Source organism: Mycobacterium sp. (assembly GCF_004298145.1).
Classification (GTDB): Bacteria; Actinomycetota; Actinomycetes; order Mycobacteriales; family Mycobacteriaceae; genus Mycobacterium.
Genome location: NZ_SCRH01000026.1, coordinates 43,359 through 62,876, shown reverse-complemented (window position 1 = coordinate 62,876; position 19,518 = coordinate 43,359). Strand labels below are relative to the sequence as shown.

The window sequence follows — 19,518 nt, the reverse complement described above, 5'->3', positions numbered from 1 at the left end:
CGTGCACAACCGGCGACAACGGAAGATGGCCGTGGATGACTGACGAATCGAGACACGCGTTGACCAAGGTGCCGGCGGTCACCCTGGGCTTCTGGGTCATCAAGGTCTTGGCGACGACGTTGGGCGAGACCGGCGGCGATACCGTCACGATGACGCTGAATTGGGGCTACGCCGCCGGGGTCGTGATTTTCGGCGTCGCGCTGGTGACGCTGGCTGGTGCGCAGATCTTCGCCAAGCGATTCCATGCGACCCTCTACTGGGCGACGATCGTGGCGTCGACGACGTTCGGCACCGTGCTGGCCGATTTCGCCGACCGATCGCTGGGGATCGGCTACACGGGCGGGTCACTGCTGCTGTTGGCTTGCCTGCTGGCCACCTTGGGCCTCTGGCGCGCAACGCAAGGCAGCGTCTCGGTCTCCACCGTCTCGACGCCGAAAGTGGAGGCCTTCTACTGGGCGACCATCACGTTCTCGCAGACGCTGGGCACCGCGCTCGGCGATTGGCTGGCCGATACGCGCGATTTCGGTTATGAACGCGGCGCTTTGGTATTCGCGGCCGGTCTGATCGTGGTCGCGGCCCTCTACTACTGGAGCACCGTCTCCCGCGTCACCCTGTTCTGGGTTGCGTTCATTCTCACCAGGCCGCTGGGCGCCACGGTCGGCGATTTCATCGACAAGCCGGTCGCCGACGGCGGCCTGGCCTGGAGCCGCCCGCTCGCCTCGGCGGTGCTCGCGGCGCTGATCGCGGTTTTGCTCGTCGTCGTGCCGCAGCGTCCCGGCCGTCACCCCGGTCAGGCTAAAGATGATGCGGCAGCAGACCATTCGGGTACCGACGTCGAGCAGCCCGACCAGCAAGCAACATAACCGTCCTGTGACTCTCAACGATTTCACAGCGTTTTGGCCGTACGGTCTCGGACATGCCACCCGTCACGCGGCAGCTTGCACGAACGCCCGTCATGATGCTTCCCCCGATGGGCTTGAGGGAACGCCGGATTGAAGAATGCCCAACGATGTGGTTCAACCGTGACTTCCTCGACCAACCGTGGCCCGATTGGAAAGTCGACGTAGGCGTAGACGACCGCACGACATTCTTCAGTCACACCAATCCCGGTGAGACCCTGATTGGGTACCCGGCGCGCATCACGCTGGAAAAACCCGGCGTCGTGTGGATGACGACCAATCGATTTTGCCGCATGGGCGGCTCCTTCGCCGAGGTGTTGATTGAGGCCCGCTGGCCCGACTAGGTCCGCACCCGGCGCTCGACGTAGCGTTGAGGCATGAGGGTCCTGCTCGTCGAGGACGAACCGCGGCTGTCGGCGACAGTGGCCCGGGGGCTCAAGGCGGAGGGATTCGTCGTCGTCGCCGCCGCCAACGGCGTCGATGGCCTGCAGGAGGCTACCGAAAACCGCTTTGACGTAGTCATTCTCGACATCATGTTGCCCGGCCTCAGCGGTTATGAGGTGCTGCGCCGGATGCGGTCGCGAAATATGTGGACGCCGGTGCTCATGCTGACCGCCAAGGACGGTGAGTACGACGAGACCGATGCCTTCGATCTGGGTGCCGATGACTATCTGACGAAACCGTTCTCGTTCCGGGTGCTGGTGGCGCGGCTGCGCGCGCTGGTTCGTCGTGGCGCACCGGCGCGGCCGGCAGTGTTGAAGGCCGGATCGCTGGCGCTGGATCCCGCCCGGCACACGGTCCAACGAGATTCGACCCCGATCACCTTGACTCCCCGCGAGTACGGGGTGCTCGAATTCCTGATGCGCAACAAGGACGTGGTCGTGACCAAGGCGGAGATACTGCAGAACGTCTGGGATGCGCATCATCACGGCCCCGACAACGTGGTCGAGGTATATGTGGGATATCTGCGTCGCAAGATCGACGCTCCGTTCGGTACCAACACCATCGAGACGATCCGGGGTGTCGGTTACCGATTGCTGTGTTGAGAAGCGTTTTGAGGCAACGTCACCGTCAGTGCGGTTCCACCGCCTGGCCGGTCGTCGATGGTGACCGTGCCGCCGTGCGCGGCGACGACCTCCGCGACGATCGCCAGGCCCAGACCGGCCCCGCCGCCACTGCGCGCGCGATCGGAATCCAGGCGCACAAAACGTTCGAATACCCGGGCGCGTTCGGTGGCGGCGATCCCGGCGCCGTCGTCGCTGACGGTGATGATTGCCATTCCCTGTTGGCTGGATACTCCGATCGCAACATACGAAACCGCATGGCGCACAGCATTTTCCACGAGGTTGCGGATCATGCGTGACATAGCCACCGGGTCGGCGTCCACACACACCGGCCGAGTGTCGGTGTGAATGACGCAGTGCGCTTCGCGCTGCGCGCGAGCGGCTTCGGCCTGCGCAAGGTCGTCGAGAGTCACCTGCTCTTTGCGCCGGAGCAGGGTTTGCTCGTCGGCGCGGGCCAGCAGCAGCAGATCTTCGATCAGGGCGTGCATGCGTTGCGCCTCGGGAAGCAGCGTGTTCACCGCCAGCTCGGCATCGAGCAGATCGGGATGGGCCTCGGCCACTTGCAGACCGGAGATGATGGTGGTGATCGGGCTGCGCAGTTCATGGGACGCGTCGCCGACAAAACGTTGCTGTGCACGGTGACCCGCTTCGAGACGCGAGAGCATGTCGTTCATGGTGACCGCCAAGGCCGCAATCTCGTCATGGCTCTCCGGTACCGGCACCCGCTCGGCTAGGTCAGACGTCGAAATCTCGGCCACCTGCGCGCGGATCGCGTCCACCGACTTCAGCGATCGGCGAACCAGCCAGTACGTCACGGTCGCCGCCACTGCGACGATGATCGGCGCGCCGCAAAGTAGCCGCAGCGCTACCTTCCACGCGATCCCCTCCACCGCCTCGCTGCCCCCGCCCACGATCACCGTGTAGACACCGGACGCGGTTGCGACCCTTTGCCCGCTGACCCGCATGTCATCACGCAGCACCGCATCGTCGGGCAGACCTTGGCGCGGGCTGCGGTCGAAGTCGGTAACGGGGACCAACGGTGCGGTGGGCGCGGAGGCGGACCGCGTCACCACCCTGCCATCGGGAGCGACCAATTGGACTGCAACCACCCGTTGATCGGTGCTCATCAGGGCGCGGTCGACGTGGTCGGGCCCACCGGTTCGCAGATCCTCCGCGATATCGCGGACTCGTTCAGCGGACGCATAATCGACACCGGCCAATAACGACCGGTAGACGATGAAGTCCAATATTGCACCGGAAATGGCGAGCGCACAGAAAACGACGACCGCCGAGACCGCGGCCGAACGCGCCGAGATGCCCCAGCGCGGGAAATACCATGGGCGCACGCGCCCACTTCGCCGAAACGGCCAAACACCCGGTATCCGCACGCCATTGATTCTCCCAAGCCCGCGGCCCGGCTGAAAACACCGAGCTCAGCACACTTCTCAGCGGCTTCTCAGCACCCTCGTCCTACGCTGACACGGTCATGTCTGGTAATGCACGCCCGAGTCGTAGTAGTGGCCGTGGAATGACACGAATGCTGCTCGTCGCCGTACTCGCGTTCGGCTCCGGTGTGCTGGGAGCAGCACCGGCCGCCGCGGACCCGAGCCCGTTCAATACCCTCAGTTCGAGCTGCAATGAAACGGCTTCAGCCAGCGGGGACGCCATCATCCAAGGAATCCGGCGAGGCATTTCCGACTGGCCGGCCAACGCACCGCACACCGCGGCTCGCATCACGTGCGGAGCCGGCCCGGCTCCGACCCCCGGCTGACCCCGGGCTCAGGTGTTGTCGGCGACCGACGGCACCGCTTGGGCGTCGTTGGCACCGTTGCGCGCCCCGTTCATGCCGGAGGCGTCCGCGGGCAGCTCGAACGCCGCGGTCACCGAACCCACCGCGGCCGCCGCGGCGTTGCGTTGCGCTTCCATGCGTGCCAGCGCGGTCTCGGTGAAGACCGACAACCCCAGATCCGGGTTGTAACCGTGGATCTCTTTGACGTCGAGCTGGGCGAGGAAGTAGACGATCTCCTTGGAGACCACCTGGCCGGGCACCAGCACCGGGAAGCCCGGCGGGTAGGGCACCACGAACGTCGTCGACACCAGCGTCTTACCCTCGGCCAGGCGTCGCCCGGCCATGCCGATCAGCACGTGTTCGCGATCGGACTCCTCGTATCCGGCGTAGAAGGCCGACCGCATGTCGCCGAAGTTGCATTCGTCGACGGGCCGGAAGGCGACGTCGAACTCGCTGAAGTCGGGCAGGTGCGGCAGGTCCTCGGTGATCTCCTCGACATGACGCTCTTGCAGCGCCCGGTCCGCGACGCTGGCCGCCTTCTCGATGCGGTCGAAATCGATTGCCACCCTTCGCAACACGTCGAGCAGGTAGTGCACGCTCGACCAGGTGACACCGATCGTGAAGATCAACAGCACGCTGTTGATCGATGTCTTGTTGATCTGGATGCCGAACCGCTCCATCAGGATCTTTTCGCGGAAGTCGTAACCGTTCATCCCCGTCGCGCCGACGAACAACGTCACCCGCGTCGCGTCCAGCACGAACTGGTCGGAGCGCCACGCCTCGTTCCATTCGGCCAGCGCGCCCTGCCTGACCTCGCGGTACGAACTGACCGACGACTCCCGGAATTCCTCAGGCACCAGGTCGGATTCGTCAAGGATGCGGAACCACTTGCTGATCAGCCGGTCTTTGCGGACCCGGTGCCGGAAGACCAGAGCCATGTCGTAGACCTGCCGGACCAGTTGGAAGCCCTCGATGTCGACCTGCCGGCGCGCCAAGTCCAGCGACGCCAGCAGCTGCTGATTCGGCGACGTCGACGTGTGGGTCAAGAATGCCTCGGCGAATGAATCGCGGGTGAGCGCGTTGAAATCCTGGTCGCGGACGTGGATCATCGACGCCTGCCGAAGCGCCGACAGCGACTTGTGCGTGGAGTGCGTCGCGTAGACACGGACCCGCGCGCTGGCCGGGTCGGGCATCAGCTCACGCTCGACCCACTCCGAACGGTCGACCCCTTCCATGGTCGCCGCCCACTTCCGGTATTCCTCAACGTATTCCGGCGACACCAGCATGTGCTCGAGGCGCTCGGCGGACACCATCGCGGTCCGCTGCCGGGCCCACGGCACCGCGGTGGCGAAGGCGTACCACGCCTCGTCCCACAAAAAGCAGATGTCCGGCTTGATCGCCAGCACCTCCTGCATGACCTGCAGCGGGTTGTAGACGACACCGTCGAAAGTGCAGTTGGTCAGCAGCAGCATGCGCACCCGGTGCAGCTGCCCGGCCGCTTCCAGGTCCAGCAGCGTCTGCTTGATGGTGCGCAGCGACACCGCCCCATAGATCGCGAACTGCGGCAGCGGATAGGCGTCCAGGTACAGCGGGTAGGCCCCGGCCAGCACCAGCCCGTAGTGGTGCGACTTGTGGCAGTTGCGGTCGATCAGCACGATGTCGCCGGGGCGGGTCAGCGACTGCACGACGATCTTGTTGGCGGTCGACGTCCCGTTCGTGACGAAGTAGGTGTGGTCGGCGTTCCACGTGCGCGCCGCCTTGTCCATCGCCTTTTTGATGTTGCCGTGCGGGTCCAGCAGCGAGTCCAGACCGCCGGAGGTGGTGGAGGTTTCGGCCATGAAGATGTTGCGGCCGTAGAACTCCCCCATGTCCTGCAGCGACCTGGAGTTGAAGATGCTGGCGCCCCGCGCGACGGGCAGCGCGTGGAATTGGCCGACCGGTGCGGCCGCGTACGCGCGCAGGGCGTCGAAAAATGGTGTGGCATAACGGTTTCGCAGCCCGGCGAGCACGGTGCTGTGCAGGTCGGTGACGTCGTTGAGCCGGTAGAACGTCCGGTCGTAGATGTCGGGTTCGCTGTCGTCGCCCGCCGCGATCGACTCGTCGGTGAGCAGATACAGGTCGATGTGGGGCCGCAGCTCTCGGATCCATTCGCCGCATTCCACCCAGTCGTTGGCGCGATCGGGAATGACGTCGCCCGCGTCCTCGTTGGGCCCGAGCAGCGTGTTCATCAGCGGCAGCCGGTCGCGGGAGCGCAGCGGCACGTCGTCGCGGATGATCGCGGCCTGAATCTCCCCGTTGAGCGCGACCGCGGTGATGGCGTCCTCGACGCTGGGGACCACCAGGATCTCGAACTGCACGTCGTCGGACGGACAACGCAGCGCCCGCAGGCATTCGGCCAGGCTGTCCGGTGCGGTGCCCGGCGCGTCGTCGGCGAGCAACACGGTGTAGAAATGCTGCTGTTTGGCCTGCGCGACTAATTCCTGGTCATCCAGCGGCGCGGATGTATCGAAAAGCCCTGCGCGGTCCCCATATTCACTCAACAACCGCACGGCCAGGGAGACCTCTTCGGCGAGCCGCACCGTGGACAGGCTTTCCAGGTGGGCGCGGAACACCGCCAGATTTTCCGCGCCCGGGTACAGCCAGTACCGCTCGTAGGCGGCGATGCGATCCATCAGGCGCTTCACCCGGGCCACGTCGTGGGTTTTGTCCAGTCCGGCGAGGTCCACCTCGGCGAGGTGACGGCACGCGTCGTCGAGCAGGTTCCAGGTGTCAACACGGGCGTACGACGGGTTGGCCACCGCCGCCAGCGCGGAGACGCGAAGTCGCCGCGGCTGGGTGCTGTATCGAATCATGACCTCACCTGTTCTTCTCGGATCGCCGCCGCTGCGGTCCAGCTCGTATTGTCAACCCGCCGCGCCGCGCCCGTGGTCATTTCACCTCAGCTTGATCAGCGATCCGGCTCGTCGTCACTTTCGACGTCACCGTCTATGAGGCGCCGATTGCCCCGGGTGCTGTCCGCCCACCGCAGCATGGGCAGCTCCAGGCGGCGGGCCGGCAGGTCGGTGACGTCGCTGAGCGCCCGCACCACGCCCTGCGTCAGCCCCATGATCGCGGCCATCACCGGCAGCAGCGGCTGCAGCGGTCTGGCCGCCGAGCGCACTGTGCTGATGCGGCGGGCGACGGCCACCCGTTCGACGCAGTGACAGAGCCAGGCGCCCACCCCCAGCGCGTAGATCGAGAGCACCGAGGCGACGACGGTCCACCCGTAGGCGGCGCACACCACCGCACCCACCACCACCGTCGCAGCCAGCACGGCCGCAACGACCAGGCGCAGCTCCAACCGGGTCATGGCTGCGGTCCGTGGTCCTCCGCTGTGTCGGCGGCGTCGTCACCCACCGCGCCCCGAACGGCCGCTGCGGCCGCCCTGATCTGCGGCGTCACCAGCATGACGTGCCCGAGCACCCCGTTGACGAAGCCCGGCGAATCGTCGGTGGACAGCTCCTTGGCCAGCCGGACGGCCTCGTCGACGGCGACCGGTTCCGGCACGTCGTCGGCATACAGCAGCTCCCACACCGCGACACGCAGAATGGCGCGGTCCACGGCGGGCAGCCGGTCCAGCGTCCAGCCCTGCAGGTGCGAGCTGATCAGGTCGTCGATGTGTGCCGCGTGTTCGCCGACGCCCCGCGCCGCCGCGGCCGTATACGGCTGCAGGGGCGCGATTTCGGGGTTCGCCTCAGCCAGCCCGGTACGGATGTCGACAACCTCCGCCGGGCTCAATCCACGCGCCTCGGCTTCGAACAACAGGTCGACGGCACGCTTGCGAGCCTGATGTCGCCCTTTAACGGGCCGGCTCACGCGTTGACACGTCCCAGGTAGCTGCCGTCGCGCGTGTCCACCTTCAGCTTGTCCCCGGTGTTGATGAACAGGGGCACCTGGATCTCGGCCCCGGTTTCCATGGTGGCGGGCTTGGTGCCGGCGCTGGACCGGTCGCCCTGCAGGCCGGGCTCGGTGTGGGTGACCTCGAGTTCGACCGACACCGGCAACTCGATGTACAGCGGCGCGCCGTTGTGGAACGCCACCTGCACGGGCAGGCCCTCGAGCAGGAAGCGGGCGGCGTCGGCGACCAGCGACTCCGGCAGCGGGTGCTGCTCGTAGTCCTGGCTGTCCATGAACACGAAGTCCGAGCCGTCGCGGTACAAATACGTGGTGTCGCGCCGGTCCACGGTGGCGGTCTCCACCTTCACCCCGGCGTTGTACGTCTTGTCGACGACCTTGCCCGAGAGCACGTTCTTCAGCTTGGTCCGCACGAACGCCGGGCCCTTGCCCGGTTTGACGTGCTGGAACTCGACGATCTGCCACAGCTGGCCGTCGATCACCAGCACCAGTCCATTCTTGAAATCGGCAGTGCTTGCCACGGTTCGGTATGTCTCCTCGAGGATGGACAGTGGTCTACGGAACTGTCTGTAGCTTGTCGGCCAGTTTAGAGTGCTCGCCTGCCGCGGCCCGCGGGCCGGGGTCGGGGGCCGACGGACGGAACGCCGCTAGCGGTGGGCCTGTTCGCGGTCGACCCGGGATGGCTCCTCAGGCGAGGGCAACGGCTTGATCATCGTCAAGAGCGGGACGCGCAGCGTGACCCCGCCGGCGAACGGAATGTGCACGGCGAAATAGACGATCTGCATTTCCAGCCGCGTCTCTCGTAGCGGCTGGGCGTACATGTCCCACCGGAAATCCCGCAGGCGTGCCAACCCCCGTGCCACCCCGTTCACGCACCCGACCTTACTCGCGGGGGCAAGCCCCCGGAGGGGCTCGCGGGCGTCGTCAGGACAGGACGGCCAGCTCCTTGGGGAACTTGGTCAGCAGCTCCGGGGCCTGCGCGCGGCCCTTTTCCGGCACCACCAAGGTGTCCTCGATGCGGACGCCGCCGCGCCCGGGCAGGTAGACGCCGGGCTCGACCGTCACCACGGATTCGGCCAGCAGTGTGCCGGTGGACGTGGCGCCGATGCCCGGCGCCTCGTGGATCTCCAGGCCCACGCCATGGCCGAGACTGTGGCCGAACTGCTCGCCGTAGCCGGCGTCGGCGATCACCTGGCGGGCCGCGGCGTCCACCCCGCGCAGGTCGGCGCCGGCGTGCAGCGCCTCCCGGCCGGCCCGCTGCGCCTCGGCGACCAGTAGGTAGATCTCCAGCTGCCAGGCCGCGACCTTACCGGCCTTGCCGAGCACGAACGTGCGCGTCATGTCGGAGTGGTAACCGCCGACCAGCGCGCCGAAGTCGATCTTGACGAAATCGCCGGCGGCCAGCGCCGCGTCGGTGGGGCGATGATGCGGGATGGCCGAGTTGGGGCCCGCGGCCACGATGGTCTCGAACGAGATCGCATCCGCGCCGTGGTCGAGCATCAGGCCCTCCAGCTCGCGGCTGACCTCGCGTTCGGTGCGGCCGGGCCGCAGGCCGCCCCGCGCCACCAGGTCGGTGAGTGCGGCGTCGGCCGCCTCGCAGGCCAGCCGCAGTAGGGCGACCTCGCCGGCGTCTTTGACCTCCCGCAACGCTTCGACGGTCCCCGCGGCCTTCACCAGCTCGGTGGCCGCCTTCCGGCCCTCCAGCTCACTGGTCAGCGCGTCGAATCCGTCGACGGTGACCACGTTGCTCTCAAAGCCCAGTTTTCGGGCGCCCGCCTCGGCCGCCTGGCCGGCCAGGTAGCGCCCCAGTACGCGCTCGATGGCGACTTCGAGGTCCGGCGCCTGCTCGGCGGCCTGGGTTCGGTAGCGCCCATCGGTCGCCAGCACGGGGCCGCGATCATCGGCGAACACCAGCAACGCACCGTTCGACCCGGTGAATCCGGAGAGGTAACGGACGTTGACCAGGTCCGTGACCAGCAGCGCATCCAGTCCGCTGGTCTCAAGCTGTGCCCTGAGCCTGTCTCGACGCTGAGAATGTGTCACGGGTCTTGACGGTACTCGCTACGCTTTTGGGCCATGAGTAACTGGATGCTGCGCGGATTGGTGTACGCCGCGGCGATGGTCGTCGTTCGATTGTTCCAAGGTGCGCTGATCAACGCGTGGCAGACGCAGGCTGGTCTGTTCAGCGTGGCGCTGCTGATTCTGTTCATCATCGCGGTGGCCGTGTGGGGGGTTCTCGACGGCCGGGCCGACGCCATTGCCAACCGCGATCCGGATCGCCGCGGCGATCTGGCGATGACCTGGCTGCTGGCCGGCCTGGTCGCGGGTCTGCTCGGTGGCGCCGTCTCCTGGCTGATCGCGCTTGTGTACAACGGCCTGTACACCGGGGGGCTGATCAACGAGGTGACGACGTTCGCGGCCTTCACCGCGCTGTGCGTCTTCCTGCCCGGCATCATCGGCGTGACCGTCGGTCGCTGGCGGGTGGACCGGCAGTTCGAGAAGACGCCGGAAAAACACCACGGCCTTGGCGCAAAGCAGCAGCGGGACAGTGACACCGATGTGTTCACCGCCGTTCGCGGCGATGACACTCCGACCGGTGAGATCCCAGCGGCCCACGCCGAAGCGCGGACCACTGCGGTCGCCACGGCCGAGCGCGAGGGGCCCACCGAGACGATCGCCAAGACCGAGGACGACCCGAAGACCGAGGCCATCCCGACGGCCGGCGACGAGCACACCAAGCCGGGCGGAGAGCCGAAGAAGGATTAGCCGGCGGCGTTGCCCGCCGCGGCCAGGTAGCGCAGGGCGAGCAGGTAGCCCTGCACTCCCAACCCCACGATCACCCCGGTCGCAACGGGGCTGAGGTAGGAGTGCCGCCGAAACTCTTCGCGCGCATGCACATTCGAGATGTGCACCTCGATGAGGGGCGCGCTCAATTCCGCGCACGCGTCGCGCAGCGCCACCGAGGTGTGGGTGAGCCCGCCGGCGTTGAGGATCACCGGATCTTTTGCGTCGGCGGCCGAGTGGATCCAGTCCAACAGCTGAGCCTCGTCATCGCTTTGTCGCACAACAGCTTTGAGGCCGAGTGCGGTGGCTTCCCGCTCGATTAGCGCCGCCAGCTGCTCGTGCGTCGTGTCGCCGTACACGTCGGGCTCGCGCCGGCCCAGCCGGCCCAGATTGGGACCGTTGATAACCTGCACGTTGACGTTCACCGTCGTGCTCATGACTCCTCCGCGAGTCCCGCGTAGGCCGCCGTCAGGAGCGACGGGTCGGGGCCGGCCAGCCGGCCCGGCTTGGCCAGTCCGTCGAGGACCACGAACCGCAGCACGCCGGCGCGCGATTTCTTGTCTCCGGCCATGTATTCCAGCAACTGCGGCAACGCGTCTGCGTCGTAGCTGACCGGCAGGCCGAGCGCGGACAAGATGGTGCGGTGACGTTGCGCGGTGGCGTCGTCGAGCCGCCCGGCAAGGCGGGCCAGTTCGGCGGCGAAGACCAGGCCTACCGACACCGCGGCGCCGTGCCGCCACTCGTAGTGCTCGCGGCGTTCGATCGCATGCCCCAATGTGTGTCCGTAGTTGAGGATTTCGCGCAGCTCCGACTCCTTCTCGTCGGCGGCGACGACCTCCGCCTTGACGGCGATCGCGCGGCGGATCAGCTCCGCGAGCACCTCACCCGAGGGGTCCACCGCGGCCTGCGGGTCGGCCTCGATGAGGTCGAGGATCACCGGATCGGCGATGAAGCCGGCCTTGACGATTTCGGCCATCCCGGCGACGAGTTCGTTGGGCGGCAACGTTTGCAGCGTCGCGAGGTCGACCAGGACCGCGCGTGGCTGATGGAACGATCCGACCAGATTTTTTCCCGCGTCGGTGTTGATGCCGGTCTTGCCGCCGACGGCGGCGTCGACCATGCCGAGCAACGTCGTGGGCACGTGCACGATGTCGACGCCGCGCAGCCAGGTGGCCGCCGCGAAACCGGCGACGTCGGTGGCCGCGCCGCCGCCGAGGCTGACCAACGCGTCCTTGCGCCCAATCCCGATGCGCCCCAGCACTTCCCACAAGAAGCCCACGACCGGAAGTTCTTTGCCGTCTTCGGCGTCCGGGATTTCGATGCGGTGCGCGTCAACGTCCTTGTCCGCCAACCGGCTTCGGATCACCTCCGCGGTTTCCGCCAGTGCCGGTTGATGCACGATGGCCACCTTGTGCCGGCCGCCGAGGAGTTCGTCCAGCTCGTCGAGCAGGCCGGTGCCGATGATCACCGGGTACGGCGGATCGACGGCCACCTCGATGGTCACGGGCTCACGGGGGTCGGTCATCGGGCGCCTGCCGGGGCCTGCAACCGCGAAACGATGTAGCGGACCACCGCGCCGGGATTGCGCCGGTTGGTGTCGACGCGGATGGTCGCCGCCCGCCGGTACAGCGGAGTGCGTTCGGCGATCAGCGCCCGGTATTTATCGGCGCGATCGGGCCCGGCCAGCAGCGGCCGAACCATGTTGCCACCGGTGCGGCGCACGCCTTCGGTGGCGCTGATCTCCAGGTAGATGACGGTGTGGCCGGCGAGCGCCTCGCGCACCCCCGGGCTGGTGACGGCACCGCCGCCCAGTGACAGCACGCCGTCGTGGTCGGCCAGCGCCGCGCGCACCACGTCCTCCTCGATGCGGCGGAATTCCCGCTCGCCGTCGGTGGCGAAGATTTCGTCGATGCGGCGGCCGGTGCGCTGCTCGATCGCCGCATCGGTGTCGACAAAGCCGACGCCGAGCGCCTTGGCCAGCCGCCGCCCGATGGTGGACTTGCCCGACCCCGGCAGGCCGATCAGGACCGCTTTGGGCGCCATCACGCGGTGCCCCGGGCGGCCGGCGACTCCCGCTCGGCGACCGCACGCTGGTAGGCCTCGACGTTGCGGCGGGTTTCGGCCAGTGAATCGCCGCCGAATTTCTGCAGCGCCGCGCGGGCCAGCACCAGCGCGACCATGGCCTCGACCACCACGCCGGCGGCCGGCACCGCGCACACGTCCGAGCGCTGGTGGATCGCGACGGCCTCGTCGCCGGTCGCCATGTCGACGGTGGCCAGCGCTCGCGGCACGGTGGAAATCGGCTTCATCGCGGCGCGCACGCGCAAGGCTTGGCCGTTGGTCATGCCGCCCTCGAGCCCGCCCGCGCGGTTGGTCGAGCGGACCACGCCGTCGGGGCCCGGGTACATCTCGTCGTGGGCGCGGCTGCCCCGGCGGCGAGCCGTCTCGAATCCGTCGCCGATCTCGACGCCCTTGATCGCCTGGATGCCCATGACGGCGGCGGCGAGCTGGCTGTCGAGCCGGTTGTCGCCGCTGGTGAACGAGCCCAGCCCGACGGGCAGGCCCAGCGCCACCACCTCGACCACACCGCCGAGGGTGTCGCCGTCCTTTTTGGCCGCCTCGATCTCGGTGATCATCGCCTTCTCCGCCGCCGCGTCATACGCGCGGACCGGGCTGGCGTCGATCGCGGCCAGGTCTCCGGGACCCGGCGGGGGCCCGTCGTAGGGCGCCGACGGGCCGATCGCGATCACGTGCGAGAGCACCTCGACGCCCAGCGCCTGACGCAGGAACGACCGGGCGACGGTCGCCGCGGCGACGCGGGCCGCGGTCTCGCGGGCGCTGGCCCGTTCCAGCACCGGCCGGGCGTCGTCGAAACCGTACTTGAGCATGCCCGCGTAATCGGCGTGGCCGGGCCGTGGCCGGGTGAGCGGGGCGTTGCGCGCGCTGTCGGCCAGCTCCCCCGGGTCGACCGGGTCGGCCGACATCACGGTTTCCCACTTCGGCCATTCGGTGTTGCCGATCTCGACGGCGATGGGCCCGCCCAGGGTGACGCCGTGCCGCACCCCGGACAGCACGCTCACCGCGTCCCGCTCGAATGCCATCCGGGCGCCGCGGCCGTAACCGAGCCGGCGACGGGCCAACTGTTCCGAAATGTCGAGGGAGGTGACCTCCACACCGGCGACCATGCCTTCGAGCACGGCCACCAGCGCACGGCCATGCGACTCCCCGGCTGTGATCCAACGCAACACGCGTCCCATCTTCCCATGTCTGCCCGGGTGGGCTTAAATCCGCGCTCCGCCGTCGAGAACCAGGCCGATCGCGACCGCGCTGGCCAGACACATCGACGGCCCGTGCGGCACCGCGGCGGCCGCGCCGTGGGCACCGCCGCGAAGCCGGGCGACCACCCCGACCAGCGCGGTCAACAGCGGCGCCGCCACCGCCGCCAGGAACCACACGCCGGCACCGCAGCAACCCGTCAGCGCGCCCAACCCGATGGCCAGCTTGACGTCACCGGCCCCCATCCCGCCCGGCGCCACCCCGTGGACCAACAGATAGACCGCGGTCAGCGCGGCGGCTCCGGCCAGCGCCGACGACCCGCACCCGGCCAGGGCGGCCACCGCCAGGATTACCCCGGCCCCGGTCAGGGTCAGCGCGTTGGGCAAGCGTCGTTCGCGGATGTCGTAGCAGCTCAGCGCCGCCAACCAGACCAGCACCAGACACACCGCCGCAATCCGCATGCGCGGCAGGCTAATCCGATGCCTCCAGCGCGCAAGTCATCGCCTCGCGCGGCGCCGGGAGCCCGGTGAACTGTTCCACCTGCGCGAACGCCTGATGCAGCAGCATCTGCACGCCGCTGATCACCCGGCCGCCGGCGGCGGTCACTGCGGCGGCCAGCGGTGTCGGCCACGGGTCGTAGACGGCGTCGAGCAGCACACCGACGGCGGACAAGGTGCCGGCATAGCGCGCGGCCACGTCGGCCGGAATGGTGCTGACCAGCACGTCGGCGGCCGCCACCTCGTCGGCCAGCCCGCCGCCGTCGAGGTCGCAGAACCGTGTCGCGACACCCATCGCGTTTCCGAGCTCCACCAGCCGGGCCGCCTTGTCGGGATTGCGCGCCACCACGGTGATGCCGCTGACGCCCAGCTGGGCCAGGCCGGCGACGGCCGCCGGCGCGGTGCCGCCCGATCCACAGACCAGCGCCCATCCAGAGGCGCTCCCGAGCGCCCCCGCGACGCCGTCGATGTCGGTGTTGTCGGCCCGCCAGCCCGTCGGGGTGCGCACCAGGGTGTTGGCCGACCCCACCCGCTGCGCACGGTCGGTGCGCTCGTCGGCGAACCGCAGAGCGGCGAACTTGCCCGGCATGGTCACCGACACCCCGACCCATTCGGGCCCGAACCCGCCGACCACCCCGGGCAGCCGGTCGGCATCGCATTCGATGCGCTCGTAGGTCCAGCCGGCCAGGCCCAGCGCGCGGTAGGCGGCCAGGTGCAATTGCGGGGACTTCGAGTGGGCGATGGGCTTGCCGAGCACCGCCGCTTTTCTGGGTGCGCGCTCAGCGGGCGGAATCGAGGACACCGTTGTGCTTAGCCAGCTCGATGTTGGCCAGATGCTGCTGATAATCCTTGGTGAACAGCGTCGTCCCCTGGCCGTCGATGGTGACGAAGTACAACCAGTCGCCGGGTTCGGGATGCTCGGCGGCGTTCAGGGCCTCGATGCCGGGCGAACAGATCGCCGTGGCCGGCAAGCCCTGCGACACGTAGGTGTTCCACGGCGTTTTCTGGGCGCGATCGCCGTCGGTGGTGGCCACCTCCCGGCGGTCCAGCGGGTAGTTGACGGTCGAGTCGAACTCCAGCGTGTGGCGCGCGTGCAGGCGGTTGTAGATGACCCGCGCGACCTTCGCGAAGTCCTGCGACTTGGACTCCTGCTGCACCAGCGACGCCACCACCAGGATGTCGTAGGGCGACAGACCCATCGCCTGGGCGGTGTCGATGAGCCCGGACTTCAGGTATTCCACGGCCCCCGCGCTGATCAGGTTCGACAGGATGGTCTCGGGCGGCGCGGACGGATCGACATTGAAGGTCCCCGGCGCGATCAGCCCCTCGATGCGGCGGTGGTCCTTGCCGAGCTCGGTGACCGGCTCGACGGCCCACGGCGGCACCGCCAGCGCCGCGGTACTGCTGTTGGTGGCGGCCGCGCGCAGGTCCCGCACCGGGACGCACCGCTGGTCCCCGTCGAAATCCACGCACGTGGCCCGCGAGATCAGCGTGAAGATACCGGGATTCACCACGTTGGTCTTCATGTCGGTGGTGTCGTCGAGCTGACGGCCCTCCGGGATGACCAACCGGCCCACCCGGCTGTTCGGGTCGGCCAACCGCGCGACGGCGTTGGCCGCCGGGATTTCGGTACGCATGCGGTAGAAGCCGGGCTGGATCGAGGAGATCTTGCTGTTGCCGTGCGCGGCGCTGACGAATGCGCGGACGGTCTTGATCACCTGCTCGTTCTGCAACGTCTCCCCGACCATGGTGGTCGAGTCACCGTCCTTGATCTGAATCACGATGTCGCGCTTGCCATTTCCGGTGTAGTCGTCACCGGGCCCGAACACGGCGTGCCACAGTTTGCCGCCCGCGAATACACCCGCCACCACGATCACGGCCACCAGTGCCAGCGCCGTCTTCAGGGCGACGCGCCGGCGCCGACGGCCCCGCTCCGCCTGATTCCGGGCCGAGCGGCTCGACCTGCGCCGCGGCGGACCCACGGCCTCGGGTTCGGCTCGTTCACGCCGTGCGCTGTCAACCATCGCTGCGCTCCCCCGGCGCCGGCCCAGTCGGGGTGGCGCGGCGTCGATCCAGCCAACTCTGCAGGATCGCCACCGCCGCCGCCTGATCGATCACCGCACGCTGCTCCTTGGCCCGCACACCGGCCGCGCGCAGCGATCGCTGCGCGGCCACGGTGGTCAGCCGCTCGTCGACCAGCCGCACGGGAGTCGGGGGAACTCGGCGGGCCAGCATTTCTTCTAGTTTGCTGGCCAGCTCGATCGCGTCGAGCGCCGAGGGACCGGTGCGGTCGGCCAGCGTGCGGGGCAACCCGACGACCACCTCGACCGCCTCGTATTCGGCGACCAACGCGGCCAGCCGCCGCAGGTGTTTGCCGGAGCGGTCGCGGCGCACGGTCTCCACCGGGGTGGCCAGGATGGCGTCGGGGTCGCTGCAGGCAACGCCGATGCGCACGGTGCCCACGTCGATGCCGAGGCTCCTCCCGGGTCGGGGTCTCCGCCCCGGATTGTCCTGGTCAGGATCGTCGGGCCGGTCGGGAACGCGGTGCTGTGCGGAGACCACTCAACCGACCCGCGCTATCGCGGCGATCTCGGAGCGGACGGCGTCGAGCGCGGCGTCGATGCCGGCCGCGTCCTTGCCGGAGCCCTGCGCCAGATCCGCCTTGCCGCCGCCGCGACCCTCGACCGTCGCGGCGAGCTGCTTGACCAGGTCGTCGGCGCGGATCCCCAGATCCTGGGCGGCCTGATTGGCCGCGACCGCATACGGCACGCTTGCGCTCTCACCCTCGGGCCCCGCGGAAATCACGGAGATCAGCGCGACCACCGCGGGATCGCTACCCAGCTTGCCGCGGATATCGCCGACCAGGGAGCGCAGGTCGGCCGCCGTCATCCCGCCGGACATGCGTTGCGCCACCACCCGGACGTTACCGATACGCTCCGCGCCAGCCGCGGCGTTGGTGGCGGCGGCCTTCGCGCCGGCCAGCCGGGCGCGCTCGAGTTCCTTCTCCGCCGCCTTGAGCCGCTCCACCAGGTTGGCCACCCGGGCGGGCACCTCGTCGGACGGCACCTTCAGCGACGACGCCAGCCCGGCCATCAGCGCACGCTCCTTGGCCAGGTGCCGGAACGACTCCAGCCCGACGTAGGCCTCGACCCGGCGCACCCCGGAGCCGACCGACGATTCGCCCAGGATGGTCACCGGACCGATCTGCGCCGAGTTGTGCACGTGGGTGCCACCGCAGAGCTCCAGTGAGAACGGCCCGCCGATCTCGACCACCCGCACCTCGTCCGGGTAGGCCTCGCCGAACATGGCCATCGCGCCCATCGCCTTGGCCTTGTCCAGCTGCTCGAGGAAGGTGTGCACCTCGAAGTCGGCCTGCACGGCCTGGTTTGTCACTTCCTCGACCTGGGTGCGCTGCTCGTCGGACAGCGGGCCCTGCCAGTTGAAGTCGAAGCGCAGGTAGCCCGGACGGTTCAGTGAGCCGGCCTGAACGGCGTTGGGCCCCAGCACTTGTCGCAGCGCGGCGTGCACCATGTGAGTACCCGAGTGCCCCTGGGTGGCGCCCTTGCGCCAGCCGGGGTCCACCGCCGCGACGACGGTGTCGCCCTCCACGAATTCCCCGGACTCGACGTTGACCCGATGCACCCACAGGGTTTTGGCGATCTTCTGCACGTCGGTGACCGCCGCGCGGGCGCTCCCGCCGGCCCCCGTCCCGCTGATGGCGCCCTCGTCGGCGATCTGCCCGCCCGACTCGGCGTAGAGCGGGGTGCGGTCCAGCACGAGTTCGACGCGATCGGCCCCCTCTGTGCCGTGCGTGACCACCGGCACCCGCTTGCCGTCGACGAAGATACCTAAAACCCGTGCCTCGGAAGACAATTCATCAAAACCCGTGAACTCGGTCGGGCCGGCGTCGACCAGTTCGCGGTACGCGCTCAGGTCGGCGTGCGCGTGTTTGCGCGCGTCGGCGTCGGCCTTGGCGCGGCGCCGCTGCTCGGCCATCAGTTCCCGGAAACCGATCTCGTCCACGCGCAGGCCGGCCTCGGATGCCATCTCCAGCGTGAGCTCGATCGGGAATCCGTAGGTGTCGTGCAGGGTGAAGGCATCCGAACCCGAAATAGCTTTCGCACCTGAGGCTTTGGTGGTGCCGGCGACCTCGTCGAACAATTTCGATCCCGCTACCAGCGTGCGGTTGAACGCGGTCTCCTCGGCGACGGCGATGCGCCTGATCCGGTCGAAATCGGCGGTGAGTTCCGGATACGACTGGCCCATCGCGTCGCGCACGGTGGCCATCAGGTCGCCGACGATGGGGCCCTCGATGTCGAGCAGCTTGGCCGAGCGGATCACCCGGCGCAGCAGCCGGCGCAACACGTATCCGCGGCCGTCGTTGCCGGGTGTGACGCCGTCGCCGATCAGGATGGCCGCGGTGCGGCTGTGGTCGGCGATGACCCGGTAGCGCACATCGTCGTCGTGGTTGCCGACGTCGTACCCGCGCGGCGCCCGCGCGGCCACGGTATCGATGACCGGCCGCATCAGGTCGGTCTCATAGACGTTGTGCACGCCTTGGAGGATGAACGCGACCCGCTCCACGCCCATGCCGGTGTCAATGTTCTTGCGGGGCAACGGCCCGAGGATCTCGAAGTCTTCCTTGCCCGTGCCCTCGCCGCGCTCGTTCTGCATGAACACGAGGTTCCAGATCTCGATGTAGCGGTCCTCGTTGACCGCCGGCCCGCCCTCGACCCCGAACTCCGGTCCCCGGTCGTAGTAGATCTCCGAGGAGGGGCCACAGGGCCCGGGGATGCCCATCGACCAGTAGTTGTCGGCCATGCCGCGACGCTGGATGCGCTCTTCGGGCAACCCGGCGATTTCCTGCCACAGTTGCACGGCCTCGTCGTCGTCGAAATAGACCGTCGCCCAGATCCGTTCGGGATCCAGCCCGTAGCCGCCCCGCTCGACGCTGTTGGTCAGCAGAGTCCACGCCAGCTCGATGGCGCGGCGCTTGAAATAGTCGCCGAACGAGAAATTGCCGGCCATCTGGAAGAACGTGTTGTGCCGGGTGGTGATCCCGACCTCGTCGATATCGGGGGTGCGGATGCACTTCTGGATGCTGGTGGCAGTCGAGTATTCCGGGGTGCGAGCGCCCAGGAAAAACGGTACGAACTGGACCATGCCCGCGTTGACGAACAGCAGGTTGGGATCATCGAGGACCACCGACGCGCTCGGCACCTCGGTGTGGCCCGCCTTCACGAAATGATCAAGAAACCTTTTCCTGATCTCGTGTGTCTGCACTTTCGGAGTCCGCTTCTTCCTGTTACTTCGAC

At 68.3% G+C, this 19,518-nt stretch carries 20 protein-coding genes; 4 read left to right on the top strand and 16 right to left on the bottom strand.

Annotated elements, in window-relative coordinates; translation table 11 throughout:
- Positions 1-35 precede the first annotated feature (35 nt).
- From EPN51_RS09880 to EPN51_RS09870, 3 genes are read left to right on the top strand one after another with little or no spacing between them, the layout of a single operon-like run.
- Positions 36-863 (top strand): hypothetical protein, encoded by an 828-nt coding sequence (locus tag EPN51_RS09880; RefSeq protein WP_293041215.1) that lies wholly within the window; start codon positions 36-38, stop codon positions 861-863.
- 53 nt (positions 864-916) lie between these two features.
- Complete coding sequence (locus tag EPN51_RS09875) at positions 917-1,243, top strand: hypothetical protein (protein WP_293041213.1); 327 nt, start codon at positions 917-919, stop codon at positions 1,241-1,243.
- Positions 1,244-1,276: 33 nt separating this feature from the next.
- On the top strand, positions 1,277-1,945 hold the full coding sequence (locus EPN51_RS09870) for a response regulator transcription factor (protein WP_293041210.1): 669 nt from the start codon (positions 1,277-1,279) through the stop codon (positions 1,943-1,945).
- Here the strand turns inward: EPN51_RS09870 and EPN51_RS09865 are convergent.
- From EPN51_RS09865 to EPN51_RS09835, 7 genes are all read right to left on the bottom strand, one after another.
- The gene (locus EPN51_RS09865) at positions 1,927-3,309 is read right to left on the bottom strand and encodes an ATP-binding protein (protein WP_293041208.1); all 1,383 of its coding nucleotides are present in this window, start codon (positions 3,307-3,309) and stop codon (positions 1,927-1,929) included. The two genes, EPN51_RS09870 and EPN51_RS09865, sit on opposite strands and share 19 nt — an antisense overlap.
- 433 nt (positions 3,310-3,742) lie before the next feature.
- Positions 3,743-6,604: an aminotransferase class I/II-fold pyridoxal phosphate-dependent enzyme gene (locus tag EPN51_RS09860; protein WP_293041206.1), complete on the bottom strand. Its 2,862-nt coding sequence runs from the start codon at positions 6,602-6,604 to the stop codon at positions 3,743-3,745.
- A gap of 95 nt (positions 6,605-6,699) precedes the next feature.
- Entirely contained in the window at positions 6,700-7,101 is a 402-nt protein-coding gene (locus EPN51_RS09855; RefSeq protein WP_293041204.1) for an antitermination protein NusB, read from the bottom strand.
- Complete coding sequence (gene nusB / locus EPN51_RS09850; protein WP_293041202.1) at positions 7,098-7,607, bottom strand: transcription antitermination factor NusB; 510 nt, start codon at positions 7,605-7,607, stop codon at positions 7,098-7,100. The genes EPN51_RS09855 and nusB overlap by 4 nt, the downstream gene beginning before the upstream one ends.
- Positions 7,604-8,167 (bottom strand): elongation factor P, encoded by a 564-nt coding sequence (gene efp / locus EPN51_RS09845; RefSeq protein WP_293041200.1) that lies wholly within the window; start codon positions 8,165-8,167, stop codon positions 7,604-7,606. The genes nusB and efp overlap by 4 nt, the downstream gene beginning before the upstream one ends.
- Before the next feature lie 126 nt (positions 8,168-8,293).
- On the bottom strand, positions 8,294-8,518 hold the full coding sequence (locus tag EPN51_RS09840) for a hypothetical protein (protein WP_293041198.1): 225 nt from the start codon (positions 8,516-8,518) through the stop codon (positions 8,294-8,296).
- Between the two features lie 52 nt (positions 8,519-8,570).
- Positions 8,571-9,689, bottom strand: coding sequence for a Xaa-Pro peptidase family protein (locus tag EPN51_RS09835; RefSeq protein WP_293041195.1), 1,119 nt, complete (start codon positions 9,687-9,689; stop codon positions 8,571-8,573).
- Positions 9,690-9,722: 33 nt separating this feature from the next.
- Here EPN51_RS09835 and EPN51_RS09830 point away from each other — a divergent pair, with 33 nt between their 5' ends.
- Positions 9,723-10,412 (top strand): B-4DMT family transporter, encoded by a 690-nt coding sequence (locus tag EPN51_RS09830; RefSeq protein WP_293041192.1) that lies wholly within the window; start codon positions 9,723-9,725, stop codon positions 10,410-10,412.
- Here EPN51_RS09830 and aroQ read toward each other — a convergent pair.
- The 9 genes from aroQ to alaS are packed head-to-tail and all read right to left on the bottom strand — an operon-like array spanning position 10,409 to position 19,486.
- A complete protein-coding gene (gene aroQ / locus EPN51_RS09825; RefSeq protein ID WP_293041190.1) occupies positions 10,409-10,867 on the bottom strand; it encodes a type II 3-dehydroquinate dehydratase in 459 nt (152 codons plus the stop codon). The two genes, EPN51_RS09830 and aroQ, sit on opposite strands and share 4 nt — an antisense overlap.
- Positions 10,864-11,955 (bottom strand): 3-dehydroquinate synthase, encoded by a 1,092-nt coding sequence (gene aroB, locus EPN51_RS09820; RefSeq protein ID WP_293041188.1) that lies wholly within the window; start codon positions 11,953-11,955, stop codon positions 10,864-10,866. Before aroB ends, aroQ begins: the two co-directional genes overlap by 4 nt.
- Entirely contained in the window at positions 11,952-12,473 is a 522-nt protein-coding gene (locus tag EPN51_RS09815; RefSeq protein WP_293041186.1) for a shikimate kinase, read from the bottom strand. Before EPN51_RS09815 ends, aroB begins: the two co-directional genes overlap by 4 nt.
- Positions 12,473-13,678 (bottom strand): chorismate synthase, encoded by a 1,206-nt coding sequence (gene aroC / locus EPN51_RS09810; protein WP_293041387.1) that lies wholly within the window; start codon positions 13,676-13,678, stop codon positions 12,473-12,475. Before aroC ends, EPN51_RS09815 begins: the two co-directional genes overlap by 1 nt.
- 33 nt (positions 13,679-13,711) lie before the next feature.
- Positions 13,712-14,167: an A24 family peptidase gene (locus EPN51_RS09805; RefSeq protein WP_293041184.1), complete on the bottom strand. Its 456-nt coding sequence runs from the start codon at positions 14,165-14,167 to the stop codon at positions 13,712-13,714.
- Positions 14,168-14,177: 10 nt separating this feature from the next.
- Positions 14,178-14,996 carry a shikimate dehydrogenase gene (locus tag EPN51_RS09800; protein WP_293041384.1) on the bottom strand — a complete coding sequence of 273 codons (819 nt, stop codon included), beginning with the start codon at positions 14,994-14,996 and terminating at the stop codon, positions 14,178-14,180.
- Positions 14,983-16,227, bottom strand: a complete 1,245-nt coding sequence (locus EPN51_RS09795) for an endolytic transglycosylase MltG (RefSeq protein ID WP_293041181.1) — start codon at positions 16,225-16,227, stop codon at positions 14,983-14,985. The genes EPN51_RS09800 and EPN51_RS09795 overlap by 14 nt, the downstream gene beginning before the upstream one ends.
- Complete coding sequence (gene ruvX, locus EPN51_RS09790; protein WP_293041179.1) at positions 16,220-16,765, bottom strand: Holliday junction resolvase RuvX; 546 nt, start codon at positions 16,763-16,765, stop codon at positions 16,220-16,222. The genes EPN51_RS09795 and ruvX overlap by 8 nt, the downstream gene beginning before the upstream one ends.
- Positions 16,766-19,486, bottom strand: a complete 2,721-nt coding sequence (gene alaS, locus EPN51_RS09785) for an alanine--tRNA ligase (RefSeq protein WP_293041177.1) — start codon at positions 19,484-19,486, stop codon at positions 16,766-16,768. It abuts the gene before it with no gap.
- Positions 19,487-19,518: the final 32 nt, after the last annotated feature.